This is a genomic window from Hyphomonadaceae bacterium BL14 (assembly GCA_027627705.1).
Classification (GTDB): domain Bacteria; phylum Pseudomonadota; class Alphaproteobacteria; order Caulobacterales; family Maricaulaceae; genus Oceanicaulis.
Genome location: CP091242.1, coordinates 1,903,473 through 1,920,298, shown reverse-complemented (window position 1 = coordinate 1,920,298; position 16,826 = coordinate 1,903,473). Strand labels below are relative to the sequence as shown.

Sequence of the window (16,826 nt, the reverse complement as noted above, 5' to 3'; positions counted from 1 at the left end):
TGCCGGAATTCTGCTTGCCGAACGTCTGCTGCGCTGCTCCAGTCTGCGCGTGGTGGCAGCGGAGTGCGGAGCATGGCCGGATCTGGATTTCATCTCGCGCGGCGCGGCCTGATCGGGGCCGTCGCTGCGTCGCTTGTCAGCCTTGGCGCTGCCGGCTGCGCGACCGTCCAGCGGTCCGATACGGCGAGCCTGCCTGGCTTCAGCACAGACGAGGAGCTGCGGGAGTTTCTGGCGCCCGGCGGCGATCTCATGGTCGCCGCGCGCGTCCCGCCGCCGCCCGCCCCGCCTCCACCGCCGTCAGCTCCGGCACCGCCGGGGGCTGCCCCGTCCGCCCCGGGGCCCTCCGCCGCGCCGCAGGAGAGCGTCACGGTGAGCGCCTCAGTTTCGACGGAGAACGATTCCATCACCAATGTGCAGGTCGCCGGGGTGGACGAGGGCGGGATCGTCAAGGTCAGCGGGGATTATCTGGTGATCTTGCGGCGCGGGCGGCTGTTCACCGTGTCAACGGCAGACGGGGATCTGCGCGCCGTGGACGCCATCGACGCCTACCCGCCCGGCGCCAGCGCGCGCTGGGACTGGTATGACGAAATGCTGGTGTCCGGCGATCTCATTGTCGTCATCGGCTACAGCTACCGGCGCGGCGGAACCGAGATCAACCGCTTCCGTCTGGCTGCGGACGGGACGCTGTCCTTCATCGATTCCCATCATCTCAGATCGGACGATTATTATTCCGATCGCAATTACGCCTCGCGCCTTATCGGCGACCGGCTCATCCTCTACGCGCCGCTGTCGTTCCAGTGGAATTCACGCGATGTGCTCGACGACATGCCGGGCCTGAGCCGCTGGACGCCCGACCGCGAGGGACCGCAATTTGAGCGCATCGCCAGCGCCAGCAACGTCTTCATCCCCGCCCCGCTGCGTGCCCAGAGTGCAGAATACGTTGAAGCCATGCACACCGTGACCCAGTGCGATCTGGCCGAGCCGGAACTGCGCTGCAAGGCCACAGTGGTGCTGGGGCCGGAGGCGCGCACCTTCTTTGTGTCAGGGGACTCTGTCTATGTCTGGCTGAACACTTACCGCAGGGTGGAGGATGACAGCCTCAGCTTCCTCGTCCGCATCCCGTTGGAGGCGGGGCCGCCCAGCGCCGTCGAGGTGAAAGGCGAGCCGCTCGATCAGTTCTCGTTCAACGCCAATACGGCCCAGAGCCGGATTGATGTGCTAGTCGCCGACGAGGGCTATGGCGATGCAATGTGGAACGCGGACCTGACGCGCGGACGCCCCGCCCTTCTGCGGCTGCCCCTCTCGCGGTTTGGCGATGGCGGCGGGGCGGCACCCGCCTCCGACTATCAGTTCCTGCCGGGCGACGAATACGCCTATCTCGACCGCAACCGGTTTGTCGGCGACCGGCTGCTCTACGCCCTCAGCCGCTGGCGGGATGGGAAAAGTGATTATTCCCTGGTCATCGTGCCGGTGGAGGGCGGTGAGCCGGTGGAGTTTGCCGTGCCTGAAGGCATCGACCGGATCGAGCCGGTGGGCCGCGACGCCGTCGTGGTCGGCGGCCGGGATGCAGCGGTCTTCCTCACCGTCGATCTGACTGACGCACAGCCCTCCATCATCGACCGGTATGTCGAGCGCGGTGCCCGCGAGGCGGAATCGCGCAGCCACGCCTTCTTCTACAATCCCGACACCGCCAGCCGGGATGGCGCGGATGGCCTGCTGGGCCTGCCCGTCATCAATCGCGGTGCCAGGGCAGCCGGTGCGGACATGCTGTTCCTGCGCCGGGATGCGCGCCGGCTGTCAGATTATGGACGGCTGGAATCCGAGGCGCCGGCGGGCGTGGATGATGGCTGTCAGGCGTCCTGCGTCGACTGGTATGGCGACGCCCGCCCGATCTTCCTGCGCGGCCGCGTGTTTGCACTGCTGGGCTATGAGCTGGTGGAAGGCGACGCCTCGGGCGCGCGCATTCGCGAGACGCGGCGCATCGATTACACGCCGCAGCCCGAGAGGCGGGCGGGGAAGTAGACGGAGCGGATCGGGGGTCGATAGGGCAGGGCTGTCTGCGGACGTCTGGAGCCGCCCCGGGCGTACAGTGCCGCAATGGCGCGCAACACCGTCGCGCGCCAGCCCATTCATCTCATTTCATCAATGGACAGCAAATAATGGAGCGGGCGATGAGATTCGAACTCACGACCCTCACCTTGGCAAGGTGATGCTCTACCCCTGAGCTACGCCCGCTCATATCCTGCGTGACAGGGCCCGGCCAGAGCCGGGAGGCGGGTATATCGCGCATCGCGCCAGGTTTGGCAAGCCCGCCTGTTCACAGCATAGGCAGTGCGGTGACGGGGCCTGGCAGGGCTTGCACGCGCCTGCCGGACAAGGCTAATCGGGAGATCATGACACACACGCCGCAACCGCCCGCCCCGCCGGTCAGCCGGGCTGATCTGTTCGCCTTTCTGGACGCGCTGGGTGTGGCGCACCGCACGGTGGACCATGCCCCGGTGTTCACGGTGGCCGAGGGTGAGGATATCAAGGCGGGCCTGCCCGGTGGGCATACCAAGAACCTGTTTTTGAAGGACAAGAAGGGCGCGCTTGTGCTGATCAGCGCGCTGCAATCGACAGACATTGCCCTCAACCAGCTGCACAAGGTGATCGGCGGGGCGCGCCTGTCGTTTGGATCGGCGGATTTGCTGGAAGAGGCGTTGGGCGTGACGCCGGGGTCCGTCACGGCGTTCGCGATCATCAATGACCCGGGCCATCGCGTGCGCTTCATCCTGGACAAGGCGCTGATGGACCATGACATCGTGAATTTCCATCCCTTGAAGAATGACGCCACCACGGCGCTGACCAGCGCGGACCTGCTCGGCTTTGTACGGGCGCTGGGACGCGAGCCGGAAGTGCTTGATCTGTCCGCGCTCGACGCTGCTTGAGGCTTGCATGCGCACGCGCGAGCGGCCACCTAGGGCGCAACGGTTTCGCCACATCAGTTCTGAGGAGCACACCCCATGGAGATTATTGGCGCCAGCGGCCAGAGCCCGGCCCAGCCCGCTGCGGGCGGTGATGACCTGATCCGCGAGGCGACGGACAAGAGCTTCATGGCCGATGTGATCGAGCCGTCCAAGACTGTGCCCGTGCTGGTGGATTTCTGGGCGCCCTGGTGTGGCCCGTGCCGCCAGCTGACCCCGGTGATCGAGGCCGCCGTGCGTGCTGCCAAGGGCGCGGTGAAGCTGGTCAAGATCAATATCGATGAAAACCCCGGCATTGCCGGCCAGCTGCGCATCCAGTCCATCCCCGCCGTGATCGCTTTCCAGAACGGCCAGCCGGTGGATGGGTTCATGGGTGCCTTGCCTGAAAGCCAGATCAAGCAGTTCATCGCGCGCCTGTCGGGCCAGGTGGATGGCGAGGCGGTGGAGGACCTGATCGCGCGTGCCCATGAGGCGATGACGGCGGGCGATGCGGGCGGTGCGGCGCAGGACTTCGCCCAGGCGCTGCAGATGGACAAGGAAAACCCCGAGGCGATCGCGGGCCTTGCGCGCCTCTATCTGTTGAGCGGGGACCCGGATCAGGCCAGGGCGCTGATCGACAGCGCGCCCGAGACCAGGAAATCCCACCCGGCCATCGCCGCCGTGCGCGCCTCCATGGAACTGGCCGGTGAGGTTGAGGGGGCCGATGATCTTGACGCGGCACAAGCGCGCGCGTCGAAAGCCGCCAACGATCCCGAAGCGCAGTTCGCGCTGGCCCGGGCGCGTCTGGCCGCGGGCGATATGGAGGGCTGCGTGGACGCGCTGCTTGCCTCCATCACGCTGGACCGCGAATGGAACGAGGCCGCCGCCCGCCAGCTTCTTCTGCGCGTGTTCGACGCCTCCGGACCCATGTCGGAGCTCGCCAAGTCCGGCCGCCGGCGGCTGTCGTCCATTCTGTTTGCGTGAGCAGCCCGGACAAGCAAACCCCGGTTCCGGAGGCCAAGCCAAGCCATGAGTGACGCAACAGACGATTTCGGCCCTGAAGAGCGCAAGGGCCGTGTGCTGGTGATCGCCGGATCGGACTCGTCGGGCGGGGCGGGCATCCAGGCAGACATCAAGACCGTGACGGCGCTGGGCGGCTATGCCGCCACGGCCATCACCGCATTGACGGTGCAGAACACGATGGGTGTCAGCGCGGTGCACCCCGTCCCCCTCGACATCATCACCGGCCAGATCGGCGCGGTGCTCGATGATATCGGCGCGGATGCGATCAAGACCGGCATGCTGGCCAGCGCAGACGTGATCGAGACGGTGGCCAGGGCGCTGGATGCGTCAAAGGCGCAGGCGATCCCGCTGATCGTCGATCCGGTGATGGTTGCGGCATCGGGCGACCGTCTGGTGGATGACAGCGCCCTGGCGGCGGTCAAGGCCGTGCTGGTCCCGCGCGCGGCGCTGATCACACCCAACATCCCCGAAGCCGAGGCGCTGACAGACCTGACCATCGAGGACCTGGACGGCCAGCGGGCCGCCGCTGAAGCGCTGCTCAAGGCGGGCGCGCGCGCGGTGCTGGTGAAGGGCGGGCATCTCGAGGGCGGCGACGTGATCGATCTTCTGCTCACCCGCAACGGCATGCGCCTGTTCACCCGTCCGCGCCTGCGCACCCGCCACACCCATGGTACGGGCTGCACGCTCGCGTCGGCTATTGCTGCACTGATGGGCCAAGGCCTGGCGCTGGACCGGGCGGTGGAGCAGGCCGGGGATTACCTGCACGAGGCGATCCGCCAGGCGCCGGGCTTTGGCAAGGGCTCAGGCCCGGTCCATCACGGCTGGACGGTGCAACGCAGCTTCGCCAGCGCGCCGGTACGCGAGGGGTAGGCGGGTCAGCCTGCCCGGCCGCAGACCCGGTCAGACCAGTCTGCAAAATCAGCCATGGCCTGCTCATAGCCCAGATCGTGCAGGGTCTCATGGCGCCCTTGCGGATCGAAGCGCATGGTCACATCGGTGAAGCGCGCCGCGCGCAGACGGGCCGCCAGCGTTTTCATGGCCGCGCCATTGTCCACCACCGGGTCCTGGCCGCCAGCGGCGAGATGGATGGGCAGATCGGCCGGCATCAGGCGCAGCGCGGCCTCGTCCTCGCCGCGCAGCGTGCCTTCGACCAGGTTGCGCCACATGGAGATGGAAGCCGGCCAGCCCGCCAGCGGGTCGGCGATATAGGCGTCCACCTCTTCGGGCAGGCGTGACAGCCAGTCATACCCGGTGCGCGCGCCTTTGATCTTGCGGCCCCACGCCTTGAAGGTCAGCGCCTCCATCCAGGTTGAGGGCGCGGTGGCTTTCTTGAACAAGGCTTCAAGGGACAGCACCGTGCGGATCAGATCTGCGCGCGAGCCCATGGCCAGATTGCTGTTCCAGACCGCCAGCCCGTCGACCGCGCCCTTGCGTGCCATGGCGTGGGTCATGGCGGTGACCCCGCCCATGGAGTGTCCAAACACGATCAGGGGCAGGCCTTCGAACCGGGCGCGCAGATGGTCCTCCACCGCACGGGAGTCCGCGACCACCCGGCTCCAGCCATCGCGCGCCGCGAACACGCCGCGCGGGGCGTCGGGCGCGATGGTCTCGCCGTGGCCGCGCTGGTCCTGCACCCCCACATGATAGCCGCGCGCGCTGAGGAATTCTGCGAAGCGCTGATAGCGCCCGGAATGCTCGGCCAGACCGTGATGGATCTGCATGATCCCGCGGGCCTCACCCTGCGCCTGGGCCACCCGCAGGCGGATATGTGCGCCGGTCGGGCTCTCGAGGGTTTCAGCCTGGAAGCTCATGGAAAGGCGTTCTCCTGCGCGCGTCAAACGGTTAGCGTTGCGCTGTGCAGCATAACCGCGCCGGGGGAGGACGTCATGGCTGAAACCGCATTGCTCGCCATTGATCAGGGCACGACTTCCAGCCGGGCGCTGGCGTTTGACCTGACCGGACACGTGATCGCCACAGCCCAGGAGGAGTTCGCCCAAGGGTATCCGCGGCCGGGCTGGGTGGAGCATGATCCCGAAGTGATCTGGGCCACGGTGCTGTCCACTGCGCGCAAGGCGTTCAGCGCCGCAGAGGATCAGGGATACCGGATCGCGGCTCTGGGCGTGACCAATCAGCGCGAGACCACTTTGGTTTGGGACCGGGTCAGCGGACGGCCCATTCACAACGCTATCGTCTGGCAGGACCGGCGCACGGCGCAATCCTGCGCCCGGCTGCGCGCGGACGGGGCCGAGGAGATGGTGGCCGAACGCGCCGGACTGGTGCTTGATCCGTATTTCTCCGCCACGAAGCTGGCGTGGATTCTCGACACCGTCCCCGGCGCGCGGGCGCGGGCGGAGGCGGGCGAGCTGGCGTTCGGGACGGTGGAGAGCTTCCTGATCTGGCGTCTCACCGGCGGCCGGGTCCATGTCAGCGACGCCACCAATGCCAGCCGGACCAGCCTCTACAATCTGGCGCAAGGCGATTGGGATGATGAACTGCTGCGCCTGTTCGCCATTCCGCGCGCCGTGCTGCCAGAAGTCGCCGATTGCGCCGGCCTCTATGCAGACACCGATCCTGTGATCTTCGCCAGACCCGTGCCGATCAGCGGTGCTGCAGGTGACCAGCAGGCCGCCGCTATCGGTCAGGCCTGCCTCAAGCCTGGCGAGATGAAGTCCACCTACGGGACGGGGGCTTTCATGCTGGTCAATACCGGCGTCGCGCCGGTGCGGTCCCGCGCGCGCCTGCTGGCCACCACAGCCTGGCGCCTCGGCGGGCGGTCATCCTTTGCGCTGGAGGGCTCGGTGCTGTCGGCGGGTGCCACCATCCAGTGGCTGCGTGACGGGCTGGGCCTGATCGCGCGGGCCTCGGAAGCGGCCAGCCTGGCTGCCGGGGCCGATCCGGACAGCGGGGTGTATCTCGTGCCGGCGTTCTCCGGCCTCGGCGCGCCGCACTGGGACCCGGACGCGCGCGGCATCATCACCGGTCTGACGCGCGGATCGGGCAAGGCGGAAATTGCGCGCGCGGCGCTCGACAGCGTCGCCTACCAGACCCGCGATCTGCTGGCGGCCATGGAGGCAGACGGCGTCAATGTCAGCACCTTGAAAGTCGATGGAGGCATGGCGCGCGACGCGGGCTTCCTGCAGCGCCTGTCGGATTTATGCGCGGTGGAGACTGTGCGCCCGGTCAATACCGAGTCCACCGCCTGGGGCGCGGCGTTTCTGGCGGGCCTGGGCGTGGGACTGTTCACCTCAATCGAGGATGCGCGCGCGCTCTGGCGCGCCGACCGCACATTCCGCCCCGAACTTGACGCCGCCGCCCGTGCGCGGCTGCTGGCGGGCTGGGACATGGCGGTAAAGCGGGCGCTGGGGTAGGCGCTATACCCGCTTGCTGACGGCAATCGCGGTGTGGCAGCCGGCCTGGATGAGGGCGGAGAGGATGGCATAGCCCGGCGCCTCGCGCGCGCCTTCGTCCACGGCAAGATTCTTGTGAGCGACTTCCTCGTCGCGGAAGCGCGTCATGCGCTCGACCAGCTCGGTCTCGCCCATGGCGTGGAGCTGCGCGATCTGCTCGTTATAGTGCTCTTCGATCACCGTCTCGACCGCTTCGGTACAGGCGTGGGCGGCGCGTTCGCCCATCAGGGCGGTGACGGCACCCAGGGCAAACCCGGCGGCGTTCCAGGCGGGTGCCAGCAGGGTCGGGCGCGCGCGCCCGGCGCGGATATCGCCGTCAAAGGCATCGAGATGATGCTGCTCGTCCGCCTCCATCTCGCGCAGCTGACGGGCGATGCGCGAGGTGGCGCGGTTCGATCCGAACACCGCGCGCTGGCCTTTGTAGATGCGCACCGCGCCGTATTCGCCGGCATGGTCCACGCGCAGCATCGCCGCGATGGCGCGCGGATCGCGGGCGGGCCCCGGACGGCGGACAGTGCGGCGAGCGGTGTTGCTGCCGGCGCGGTGTTCAGACGGTGCGCTCATGATGCGCTCCTTGCGGGCTTGCGAAACAGGACAATGAGGGAGATAGCGCACAGCGCGCCGCTGAAAAGCGCATTGTACCCGGCCATGGAAATCCCCAAGAGCGACCAGTAGACCTCGTCGCAGGCGACCAGAACCTGAGGCGCGTCCATCTGGGCCATCAGACCCTCCAGCGTCACCCCTGTCATGTCTGCGGCGGGGCAGCGTGTATCCAGAAGGCCATATTCCAGACCGGCATGGCGCACGGCGCGCCACGCGGCAAAGGCGAACAACCCCGCCATCAGCACCGATCCGGCGCGCACCGGCAGGGCGGGCAGGGCCGGGCCGAAGCGGTAGAGCGCGAACAGGGCGATCCCGGCGATCAGCGGCCAGACATGGGCCCAGCGCTGGTCTATGCACAGCGGACAGGGTGGCAGACCGCCGAATATCTCGAACGCAAACGCGCCCGCCAGCAGTGCGCCGGACCCAGCCGCGCCCAGCAGCGGCCAGACATCCGGACGCAAGGCCTGGTTAACAAGGCGCAAGGCAGGAAGGGCCGGAGTGTCCATCGCTCCGACCCTAGCGGGTTCATCGCCCGCCGTGGAGGGGGCGCGGTGCCGCAGGATTCGCCAGAGCGCGATTCCGGCCAGTACCATCGCGCCGGTTCCGGCAGCCAGGACATGGGGATTGTTCACGCCCCAACCCGCAGCAGCCCGCAAGGCGTCGCCCAGCAGGTCCAGAAATGCCAGCCCGAACAGCGCAAAACCGACGGCCAGAAGGGTGATCCAGCCCAGTCCCAGCAACAGCCCGGCCAGCAGAACCAGCCCGTCGCGGGTGATCAGGCCAATGGCGGCGATGGCGATGGCGATGCCCGGCGTGGTGTTGGTGGCCGGCAGCGGCACCAGGATGGACGCGCAGAACAGGACAAACAGGGCCCCGGTGACCCGCTCGCCGATGGGTCCGGTCAGCGCGCTCAGGCGCGGGCGGGCCAGCATCTCGATCCAGCCAAACCATTTGCGGGCCCCTTGCGCCGCGCGCTGAAGCGCCGGCTGGCTCAGGCGCCGCGCGCCGAGCCGGGCGGGCAGCCAGGGCTGGTCACGCCCGGCTGCCATCTGCAGGGCCAGCGCCATCATGGGCAGGGCAACAATCTGTGGCACGCCATAGAGGAAGGGAATGCAGACCGGAATCGCCAGGACAAACAGCATCACCCCGAAGGCGCGCTCGGAAAGGCGGGCGCCCAGCTCTGACAGACTCAAACCCTCCGGCGGCGCTTCGGCCGCGATGACCTCCAGCGCTGCGATCAGGCCACGCCTCGGCGCGGCATTGCCGGGCGAGGCGTCAGTTGAAGCGTCTGGGCCGGACATGGCAATTCCTGGGCGGGCGCGGAGGCAGGGTCTCACCGATAGGCTTGAATGGCCGGTACAATCAAGTGTGTGCGCGGTGCCCGCGCCTCTTCACACCGCGCACAGATTGAGGCATGGAATGGGTTCAGGCGTCGACATGCGCGGGCGTGGCGGAACTGGTAGACGCAGGGGACTCAAAATCCCCCGTGCGAGAGCACTTGTCGGTTCGAGTCCGACCGCCCGTACCATCATCTCTCAAGCCCATACTTGAAATTCACTCACGGTTCAGCCCGCGCCGGGCTATGCTCACCTCTCAGCGCTCTGCTGGAAGGAGACGCGTGATGAAGTTTGTGGCTGATCTGTTCCGCCCGATCCTGACCCTTGTCGTCACAGTGCTGGCGGGGGCGTTTCTGGTATCGGTGTTCTGGCCGGCCGCCGATATCTGGATCACTGATATGGTCCCGGCCTGGGGTCATGTGTCGCCTGCCATCGAGCAGTGCCGCGCGTGGCTGGGCATCCATCAGCCCGTGGAAGACACACCCTGGTGGCGCTTCTGGAGCTAGAGTTCAGCCTGACGTGCCGGCCCAGCCGGGGAAGAGGCGCGTGAATGCGCCTCCGGCTGCCGCCAGCGCGTCCGGCGTGCCGCGTTCGATGACGCGGCCCTGATCCATAACCGCCACCTCGTTCACCAGCGCCAGCAGGCGCGGGCGGTGCGTGACGATAAGGGCGGAGCGGCGCGCGTCCTGATCCAGCCAGCGCCCCAGGCTCGCAGCGATCTCGGCCTCGTTGGCGGCGTCCAGACCTTCGGTCGGCTCATCCAGCAGCAGGACCGGCGCGCCGCGCAAGTATGCGCGCGCCAATACCAGGCGGCGTGCCTGTCCGCCCGAGACCAGAGCGCCCTGTTCGCCGATCCAGGTTTCCAGCCCCTCAGGCAGATCACGCACGAAACCGTCCGCGCTGGCCAGCGCCAGCGCCGCCCACAGCGCGGCGTCATCGGCATCGGGACTGGCCAGGCGCAGGTTTTCCGCCACTGTGCCGGACAGCAGCTCGGCGCGTTGACCGGCCAGAGCGAGGCGCGCGCGTGCCGCGCCGGGATCAAGCGTGGCCAGAGAAGCGCCGCCGAGGCGCACCGTCCCGCCCTGGGGGGCGTAGAAGCCCAGGGCCAGCCGGATCAGCGAGGACTTGCCTGCGCCGGACGACCCCACGACGGCGACCCGTGCGCCTTCGGGCAGCGCCAGATCCAGCCCGTCCAGTGCCGGATGATCCGCGCCGGGATAGGTAAAGCCCACGTCCTCGAATGACAGATCATGCCCGGCGGGTGCCGGGACGGGATGCAAGGGGCGGGTGCTGGCCGGTGCCATTTCGGCAAGGGCGCGCATGCGCCGGGCCGCCGCACGGGTCTGGCCCAGCTGTTCGCCCGCCTGCACCATGGGCGCGGCGGTTTCGAACAGGGCAAATCCGGCAAAACCGGCCAGCGCGGCGATGGCGGGATCGGCCCCGCCGGCGTGGGCGGCGGCGAAGCCGGCGACAAGGGCGATGGGTGCAGCCAATCCCAGCACCGCACCATGAAAGCGTCCCTGCGCGGCCAAAGCGCGCTGGGCATTGATCCAGTCCCGGCTGGCGGCCTCCAGCCGGTCGATGATCCGGGTTTCTGCGCCGCCAGCCTTGAGGTCCGCCAGGCCTGCGGCGAGATCGGCGGCTTCGGCGCGCGCCCCGGCGCTGGCGCTGATGACTGCAGCCCCTGGTGCCTCGCCGCTGCGCGCGGCGATGATGGGCAGCAAGACTGCCGCAAACGCATAGACGCCCAGCACCGCTGGCAAAGCAGAGGGCGCAGTGAGCGCCAACAGGACGCATGCCCCGGCCACGACCGCCAGTGCGGCGGCGACAGGGGTGAGCAGACGCATGAACAGGCCGTCCAGTGCGTCCACATCGCGGGTGACGCGCGCGAGGAGATCGCCGCTGCGCATGCCGGTCAGCGGCCCCGGCGCCAGCGGCGTGGCGGCGTCGAACACCCACAGGCGCAATCGGGCGATGGAGCGGAAGGCACCGTCATGGCTGGCCAAGCGCTCCAGATAGCGCAGCACCGGGCGCATCAGGGCGAGCGCGCGCAAGCCTCCGCCGCCGATCAGGGCGCCAAACGCCAGCCCGGCACCGCCGGCCGCGGCAGAGGACACCCATCCGGCCAGCGAAAACAGGGCGAGCCCGGCCAGCGCCGCCAGCATGGCGAACACGGCACCCAGGGCGAGCCGGAACCGGTCCTCGCGGGCAAGGGCGAGAAAGTAGATGAGGTCCTTCATGCCGCCTGCGCCCGCACTTGAAGGCTGACCACATGGCGGCAGGCCGCGCGCACGGCGGGCGAGTGGGTGGCGATGATCACCGTGCGTCCGCGCGCGGCGCTGGCAAGTGCTTCCACAAAGCGCTGCTCGTTCTCGCCGTCGAGATGGGCGGTGGGCTCATCCAGCAGGATCAGCTTGCGGTCTGCGGCCAGGGCGCGCGCCAAGGCGATGCGCTGGGCTTGACCGCCAGATACGCCCGCGCCCTGTTCGCCCAGCCGCGTGTCGAGCCCGTCGGGCAGGCTGGCCGCAAATTCCATCACTCCGGCAGCTTCGGCGGCGGCGAGGATGGCGGCTTCGGGCAAGCCAGGATCAAACAGGGCGATATTCTCCCGCACACTGCCATGGAACAGGCGGGCGCGCTGCCCCACCCAGCCCGCAGCCCCGGCCAGCGGCGCAGCCAGGGGGCGGTCATCGAGACGGATCTCGCCGCCCGTGAGCGGGGCGTAGCCCATCAGGAGCTTCAGTGCCGTGGATTTGCCTACCCCCGAGGGGCCCCAGAGCGCGGTGATCTCGCCAGCCGGGGCGGTAAAGCTCAGTGGGGCGAGGCCCTCGCGTCCGCCGGGATAGCGGCAGGCGGCGTTGATGAAGCGCACCTGAGGGGCCGATGTCATCACGGGCGCAGGGCGCGCGGTGCCGGCACCCGCGTCATCTTCAAACAAAGGGGCCAGCGCCTCGGCGGCGGCTTCGGCGTCCGCGCGGTCATGATAGGCAGCGGCAACGCGCCGGAAGGGCATGTAGACTTCGGGCGCCAAAAGCAGTGCGAACAGGCCGGCCTGCGCGCTGACGCCGGCACCGATTGCGAACGGCCAGGCACCGCTGAGCGCCAGTGCAGTCTGGATCGCCACGCCGGCGGTCGCGGTGGCGGCGATCAGCTCCAGCGCGCCTGATGACAGGAAGGCGGCGCGCAAGATCGCCATGGTGCGCAGGCGGAAGGCCTCGGCGGCGCTGGCGAGACCGGCACGTTCTCGCGCCGCGGCGTCAAACGCATTGAGGGTTTCCAGCGCCTGGAGCCGGTCATTGAAGCGCCCCGCCATGCGCCGCAGCGTATCCATCTGACCGCGTGCCGCAGCGGCGGCGCCCATGCCGGTCAGCGCCAGCGCCAGAACCAGGACCGGGGCGCTCGCCAGATAGATCAACCCCGCTGCCGGGCTTGCCCATAGCGCCAGACCCGCCAGCATCAGCGGCACCGGCGCGGCCAGTCGCGACACCGGCAGGAAGCGTGAGAAATAGCCGTCGAGTTTCTCCACCCCCTCGATCAGGGCGGCGGACAAGGTCCCGCTATCGTGACGTTCGGTGAAGCCCGGACCGCGTGCAGCCAGCGCATCGGCGGCGGCGCGGCGCACATGGGCGCGTACCCGGGCACCCGCCTCGAACCCGGCGCGCGCCTCGCCCCACTGAACGCCGGCGCGCAGGGCCGCAAAGCCTGCTGCCAAGCCCGCCCAGATCCAAGGCGAATCGCCGGCGATCAGGGCTGCGACCGCGCCGGCGGCGCACCAGGCAAAGCCCGCATAGAACAGCGCTTGAGCCAGTCCCAGCGCCGATCCCAGCCAGGACAGGCCCGCCGAACTGCGGCCCCAACGGGACAACAGTGCGGCGTAGACGCGCCGCGCTTTCGCAGCGGCGTCAGCCGGGGACGGGAGGGAAGCGGTGAGCGTCTCTGCCATGCGCCTTCGCGCCTCGATTGCGCGCCGGGCGGGGAGCGCGCGGCGATCACGAAAGAGGCGGTATAAACGAAATGCACCGCCGGGTGCCAAGCCCTTGCAGGCAGGGCGTGGGAAAATGTCACGCGGCCGACCGGCCGAGGAGGAGGAAAACGGTCCGGTCAGTCCACCAGGACGGGCGCCCGCGGGCGCTGGTCCTCGCCGAAGCGCTGAACACCGACGGGACCCTTCCAGAGCTTGGTCAGACGCTTCAGCTCCTCGCCGGTCACCGGCTGTGTCGTGCCGTGGATGAACCAGCGCCCGAGCTCGTCGCGGACCGGGACCAGTGTGCTACGGAAATGCAGCGGTTCGGCTGTGGCGCGGGCATGCGCGGACCAAACCACATCCATCAGCGTCAGGCGGCCTTCAAAACCGCCTCTTTCTATCAGCGTGTTGACGCCGGCGCACACCTCGGGGGTACCACCCGGATCCAGGGCAGCGCCAACTTCCAGTGCCGGGGCACCCGGTGCCAGCGCGCCGCTGAGTGCGAGCGCCGCATCGCTGGCCGCTTCCACCCAAAGGGCGCCGTCGCGCAGGCTGAGCAGATACATCACGTGCGGGGAATACTCGACGACGGCTTTGAAGGAATCGAAGACGGGGCGGTGTTCGGGTGCTGTCAGAATGGCGCGCAGGCGCGCTTCGACCGCGTTTGACGGGCGCTGCACGCCGCCCTCCAGGCGCGAGATATAGGCCTGGCTCACCCCGAGAAGGTCGGCGGCGGCCGCTTGCTTGAGATTGTTGCGCGCGCGGAAGGCCCGCAATTCATTGCCCCAGTCCATTGATCCTGAAAGCCCTTTTTAGAGATGAGCCATAAAAGACTACGGCATAACCCTAGCAGGAATGGGTTTGCCATGTATAAATTATGCACAGGCTCACTGACCATGTTCAATAAAATGCTGTGCGCGCACGCTGCGCTCAGGGTGCCGCGGCGTTCTTGACCCCCGCCACCCTCGCCGTACTGTCCCGTCAAAGCACGCGCCGGCAGAGCGCGCCGCGCTCCGGGAGGGATAAATCATGGGTCTGATCACGGCGATCCGCCGCGAATTGTTCTACATCACCGAATTGCGCCGCCTCTTGGGCGCGCTGGGCTCCATCACGCCGGATTCGGAAACCCTGACCCCCGACCTTCTTGAGGCGAGTGTGGATGCCCACGCCAGCCGGACCGCCTTTCTGGATGAGGACAATCGCCAGATCACCTATGCCGAGTTTGACGCCTATGCGAACCGGGTGGCCAACTGGGCTGTGGAGACGGGCGTCGAGCCGGGCGGCACGGTGGCGCTGTATATGGGCAACCGGTGGGAATATGTGGCGGCCTGGTACGGGTTGACCAAGGTGGGTGTCATCGCCGCCCTGCTCAATAACCAGGTGCAGGGCCAGGCGCTGGCTCATGGCGTGACCATCGCGGGCGCGGACCACCTGATCGTCGAGGGCGCGCTGGCAGGCCAGTATCTGACGGCGCGCGACGCGCTGGACGGCAAGACAAAGGTCTGGGTCAGTGACGGCGCGCAGGGCGAGATTGCCGGCTCGGCCGATTTTGATGCGGCGCTGGTCGCGGTGTCCGCTGCCCGTCCGGACCGGTCGCGACGGGCGCATCTGCGCGCCAAGGACGCGTGCCTGAAAATGTACACCTCGGGCACCACCGGCCTGCCCAAGGCGGCGATCGTGGCCCACACCCGCGCGCTTTACTATCTGCAGGTGTTCGGCGTGGCGGCGAAGGCGAAGAAGACCGACCGGATGATGATGGTTCTGCCCATGTATCACGCTACGGGCGGGCTGTGCGGGGTCGGCGCGGGCCTGTCGTTTGGCGGCGCGGTGATCGTGCGGCGCAAGTTTTCCGCCAGCCGGTTCTGGGCCGATGCGGCCGAGACCAAAGCCACAATGTTCATGTATGTCGGCGAGCTGTGCCGGTTTCTGGTCGCCGCCGATCCGTCACCGGAGGAGAAGAAGCACAAGATCCGCGTGGCCATCGGCAACGGGCTACGCCCCGATGTCTGGCCGCGCTTTGTAGAGCGTTCGGGTATTCCGCGTATTCTTGAGTTCTACGGTGCCACCGAAGGCAATGTCGGCCTGCTCAATCTGGATTCAAAGCCCGGTGCCATCGGCCGGGTGCCGCCGCTTCTGAAGAAGCGATTCAACATCCAGCTGGTGCGCTTTGACGTGGAGAAGGAAGAGCCGGTTCGCAGTGCTGCCGGGCGCTGCATCCCCTGTCAGCCCGGCGAGGTGGGCGAGGCCATTGGCGAGATTCGCCATGATGATGCGCGCTACCGGTTTGATGGCTACGAGGATGATGAGGCGACGAAGAAGAAAGTACTCACCGGCGTGTTCGCCGAGGGCGACCGGTATTTCCGCACCGGGGATCTGATGAAGGCAGACAAGCAAGGCTATTACTATTTCATCGACCGGATCGGTGACACGTTCCGCTGGCGCGCCGAAAACGTGTCCACCAACGAGGTGGCCGAAGTGCTGGGTGTGCACCCGAATGTGGTGCAGGCCAATGTCTATGGCGTGGAGGTGGAGGGCTATCCCGGACGCGCCGGCATGGCCGCACTGATCGTAGCCGACGGTTTCGATCTGGACGCCCTGCATGCCCACGTGCACCGCGAGCTGGCCGCCTATGCCCGCCCGCTTTTCATCCGGCTGCACAAGGAAACACCGGAAATGCACACCACCGGTACGTTCAAGCTGAAAAAGACCGATCTGGTGAAAGAAGGCTGGGATCCGCAGGCCATCACCGATCCGGTCTTTTTCGATGATGCCGAGGCCGGGCGCTACGTGCCCCTGACACCTGACATCCGCCGGCAGATCGAAAGCGGGGAGCGGCGGGTGTGACGCCCGGGGCGATCCTCACATTCTGGTTCGACGAGGCCGGGCCGAAGCGCTGGTTCGGCGGCGGGCCGGCGTTTGACGCTGATGTGCGCCGTCGCTTTGGCAGGCTCGCCCACGATTATCGCACCGTGCGCACGGTGGACGGCCATCCCTGGATGGCGCAGGCCGACAGCGCGCTGGCGCTGGTCCTCGTGCTCGACCAGTTTCCCCGCAATATCTGGCGCGGCTCCAACGCCGCCTTCTCGCTGGATGCGCTGGGCCTCGAGGCGGCGCGGATCATGCTGGACGCCGGTCATGACATGGTGCTGGCCGCCGACCGCCGCGTCTTCACCTATATGCCCTTCATGCATTCGGAATCGCTGGACGATCAGGATCTGTGCGTGCACCTGTGCGCCGAGCGTTTGCCCTCCGGAAACGATACGCTGCGCCATGCTGTGGCTCACCGCGACATCATCGCGACGTTTGGCCGCTTCCCCTATCGTAACGCGGTACTGGGGCGTACCGACACGCCTGAAGAAGCCACCTGGCTCAAATCGGGTGGATACAGGCCGGGCTAGCACGCGCGGCCAATCCGGTGCCCGGCAAAACACGCCTCCCGGCAGGGATGACTCGGCGCAGCTGGCTGACATCTCAGCTAAAGCATTGAAATCAAATGCGCTCACTCTGGCAGGCGGCTTGCACTTCGGTCGGCAGGTTTCATGACTGGAGA

General features: G+C 67.9%; 14 protein-coding genes and 2 tRNA genes. 9 read left to right on the top strand and 7 right to left on the bottom strand.

The annotated features are described in order from the left end of the window. Positions 1-72 precede the first annotated feature (72 nt). Positions 73-2,022, top strand: coding sequence for a beta-propeller domain-containing protein (locus tag L2D00_09275; protein WBQ12034.1), 1,950 nt, complete (start codon positions 73-75; stop codon positions 2,020-2,022). A gap of 138 nt (positions 2,023-2,160) precedes the next feature. Here the strand turns inward: L2D00_09275 and L2D00_09270 are convergent. Next, positions 2,161-2,235 (bottom strand) — tRNA-Gly (locus L2D00_09270). 158 nt (positions 2,236-2,393) lie between these two features. Between L2D00_09270 and L2D00_09265 the strand changes: the two genes are divergently transcribed. The 3 genes from L2D00_09265 to thiD all read left to right on the top strand — a co-directional run bounded on the left by L2D00_09265 (position 2,394) and on the right by thiD (position 4,835). Next, positions 2,394-2,927: a prolyl-tRNA synthetase associated domain-containing protein gene (locus L2D00_09265; GenBank protein ID WBQ12033.1), complete on the top strand. Its 534-nt coding sequence runs from the start codon at positions 2,394-2,396 to the stop codon at positions 2,925-2,927. Positions 2,928-3,002: 75 nt separating this feature from the next. Continuing rightward, positions 3,003-3,926 (top strand): thioredoxin, encoded by a 924-nt coding sequence (gene trxA, locus L2D00_09260; protein WBQ12032.1) that lies wholly within the window; start codon positions 3,003-3,005, stop codon positions 3,924-3,926. 45 nt (positions 3,927-3,971) lie between these two features. Continuing rightward, on the top strand, positions 3,972-4,835 hold the full coding sequence (gene thiD / locus L2D00_09255) for a bifunctional hydroxymethylpyrimidine kinase/phosphomethylpyrimidine kinase (protein WBQ12031.1): 864 nt from the start codon (positions 3,972-3,974) through the stop codon (positions 4,833-4,835). 5 nt (positions 4,836-4,840) lie between these two features. Here the strand turns inward: thiD and L2D00_09250 are convergent, their stop codons facing one another. Beyond that, the gene (locus L2D00_09250; GenBank protein ID WBQ12030.1) at positions 4,841-5,776 is read right to left on the bottom strand and encodes an alpha/beta hydrolase; all 936 of its coding nucleotides are present in this window, start codon (positions 5,774-5,776) and stop codon (positions 4,841-4,843) included. Between the two features lie 75 nt (positions 5,777-5,851). Between L2D00_09250 and glpK the strand changes: the two genes are divergently transcribed. After that, a complete protein-coding gene (gene glpK, locus L2D00_09245) occupies positions 5,852-7,333 on the top strand; it encodes a glycerol kinase GlpK (GenBank protein ID WBQ12029.1) in 1,482 nt (493 codons plus the stop codon). 3 nt (positions 7,334-7,336) lie between these two features. Here glpK and L2D00_09240 read toward each other — a convergent pair whose 3' ends face one another. Together L2D00_09240 and L2D00_09235 are read right to left on the bottom strand one after the other, a co-directional pair. Further along, positions 7,337-7,936 (bottom strand): demethoxyubiquinone hydroxylase family protein, encoded by a 600-nt coding sequence (locus L2D00_09240; GenBank protein WBQ12028.1) that lies wholly within the window; start codon positions 7,934-7,936, stop codon positions 7,337-7,339. Beyond that, positions 7,933-9,276, bottom strand: coding sequence for an exopolysaccharide biosynthesis protein (locus tag L2D00_09235; protein WBQ12027.1), 1,344 nt, complete (start codon positions 9,274-9,276; stop codon positions 7,933-7,935). Before L2D00_09235 ends, L2D00_09240 begins: the two co-directional genes overlap by 4 nt. A gap of 140 nt (positions 9,277-9,416) precedes the next feature. On the opposite strand from L2D00_09235, the gene L2D00_09230 reads away from it, so the two are divergent. Together L2D00_09230 and L2D00_09225 are read left to right on the top strand one after the other, a co-directional pair. Then, a tRNA-Leu gene (locus tag L2D00_09230) sits at positions 9,417-9,503 on the top strand. A gap of 93 nt (positions 9,504-9,596) precedes the next feature. Further along, positions 9,597-9,818: a hypothetical protein gene (locus L2D00_09225; protein ID WBQ12026.1), complete on the top strand. Its 222-nt coding sequence runs from the start codon at positions 9,597-9,599 to the stop codon at positions 9,816-9,818. Between the two features lie 3 nt (positions 9,819-9,821). Here the strand turns inward: L2D00_09225 and cydC are convergent, their stop codons facing one another. From cydC to L2D00_09210, 3 genes are all read right to left on the bottom strand, one after another. After that, positions 9,822-11,552, bottom strand: coding sequence for a thiol reductant ABC exporter subunit CydC (gene cydC, locus L2D00_09220; protein WBQ12025.1), 1,731 nt, complete (start codon positions 11,550-11,552; stop codon positions 9,822-9,824). After that, positions 11,549-13,255 carry a thiol reductant ABC exporter subunit CydD gene (gene cydD / locus L2D00_09215; GenBank protein ID WBQ12024.1) on the bottom strand — a complete coding sequence of 569 codons (1,707 nt, stop codon included), beginning with the start codon at positions 13,253-13,255 and terminating at the stop codon, positions 11,549-11,551. Before cydD ends, cydC begins: the two co-directional genes overlap by 4 nt. Before the next feature lie 158 nt (positions 13,256-13,413). Beyond that, positions 13,414-14,070 carry a helix-turn-helix domain-containing protein gene (locus L2D00_09210; GenBank protein ID WBQ12023.1) on the bottom strand — a complete coding sequence of 219 codons (657 nt, stop codon included), beginning with the start codon at positions 14,068-14,070 and terminating at the stop codon, positions 13,414-13,416. A 235-nt stretch (positions 14,071-14,305) separates the two neighbouring features. Between L2D00_09210 and L2D00_09205 the strand changes: the two genes are divergently transcribed. Both L2D00_09205 and L2D00_09200 read left to right on the top strand, forming a co-directional pair. Continuing rightward, on the top strand, positions 14,306-16,120 hold the full coding sequence (locus L2D00_09205) for a long-chain-acyl-CoA synthetase (GenBank protein WBQ12022.1): 1,815 nt from the start codon (positions 14,306-14,308) through the stop codon (positions 16,118-16,120). Continuing rightward, a complete protein-coding gene (locus L2D00_09200; protein WBQ12021.1) occupies positions 16,117-16,674 on the top strand; it encodes a DUF924 domain-containing protein in 558 nt (185 codons plus the stop codon). The genes L2D00_09205 and L2D00_09200 overlap by 4 nt, the downstream gene beginning before the upstream one ends. Positions 16,675-16,826: the final 152 nt, after the last annotated feature.

Coding starts and splice junctions, on each gene's coding strand:
- L2D00_09275 (WBQ12034.1), top strand. CDS start 73: ATGGCCGGATCTGGATTTCATCTCGCGCGGCGCGGCCTGATCGGGGCC.
- L2D00_09265 (WBQ12033.1), top strand. CDS start 2,394: ATGACACACACGCCGCAACCGCCCGCCCCGCCGGTCAGCCGGGCTGAT.
- trxA (WBQ12032.1), top strand. CDS start 3,003: ATGGAGATTATTGGCGCCAGCGGCCAGAGCCCGGCCCAGCCCGCTGCG.
- thiD (WBQ12031.1), top strand. CDS start 3,972: ATGAGTGACGCAACAGACGATTTCGGCCCTGAAGAGCGCAAGGGCCGT.
- L2D00_09250 (WBQ12030.1), bottom strand. CDS start 5,776: ATGAGCTTCCAGGCTGAAACCCTCGAGAGCCCGACCGGCGCACATATC.
- glpK (WBQ12029.1), top strand. CDS start 5,852: ATGGCTGAAACCGCATTGCTCGCCATTGATCAGGGCACGACTTCCAGC.
- L2D00_09240 (WBQ12028.1), bottom strand. CDS start 7,936: ATGAGCGCACCGTCTGAACACCGCGCCGGCAGCAACACCGCTCGCCGC.
- L2D00_09235 (WBQ12027.1), bottom strand. CDS start 9,276: ATGTCCGGCCCAGACGCTTCAACTGACGCCTCGCCCGGCAATGCCGCG.
- L2D00_09225 (WBQ12026.1), top strand. CDS start 9,597: ATGAAGTTTGTGGCTGATCTGTTCCGCCCGATCCTGACCCTTGTCGTC.
- cydC (WBQ12025.1), bottom strand. CDS start 11,552: ATGAAGGACCTCATCTACTTTCTCGCCCTTGCCCGCGAGGACCGGTTC.
- cydD (WBQ12024.1), bottom strand. CDS start 13,255: ATGGCAGAGACGCTCACCGCTTCCCTCCCGTCCCCGGCTGACGCCGCT.
- L2D00_09210 (WBQ12023.1), bottom strand. CDS start 14,070: ATGGACTGGGGCAATGAATTGCGGGCCTTCCGCGCGCGCAACAATCTC.
- L2D00_09205 (WBQ12022.1), top strand. CDS start 14,306: ATGGGTCTGATCACGGCGATCCGCCGCGAATTGTTCTACATCACCGAA.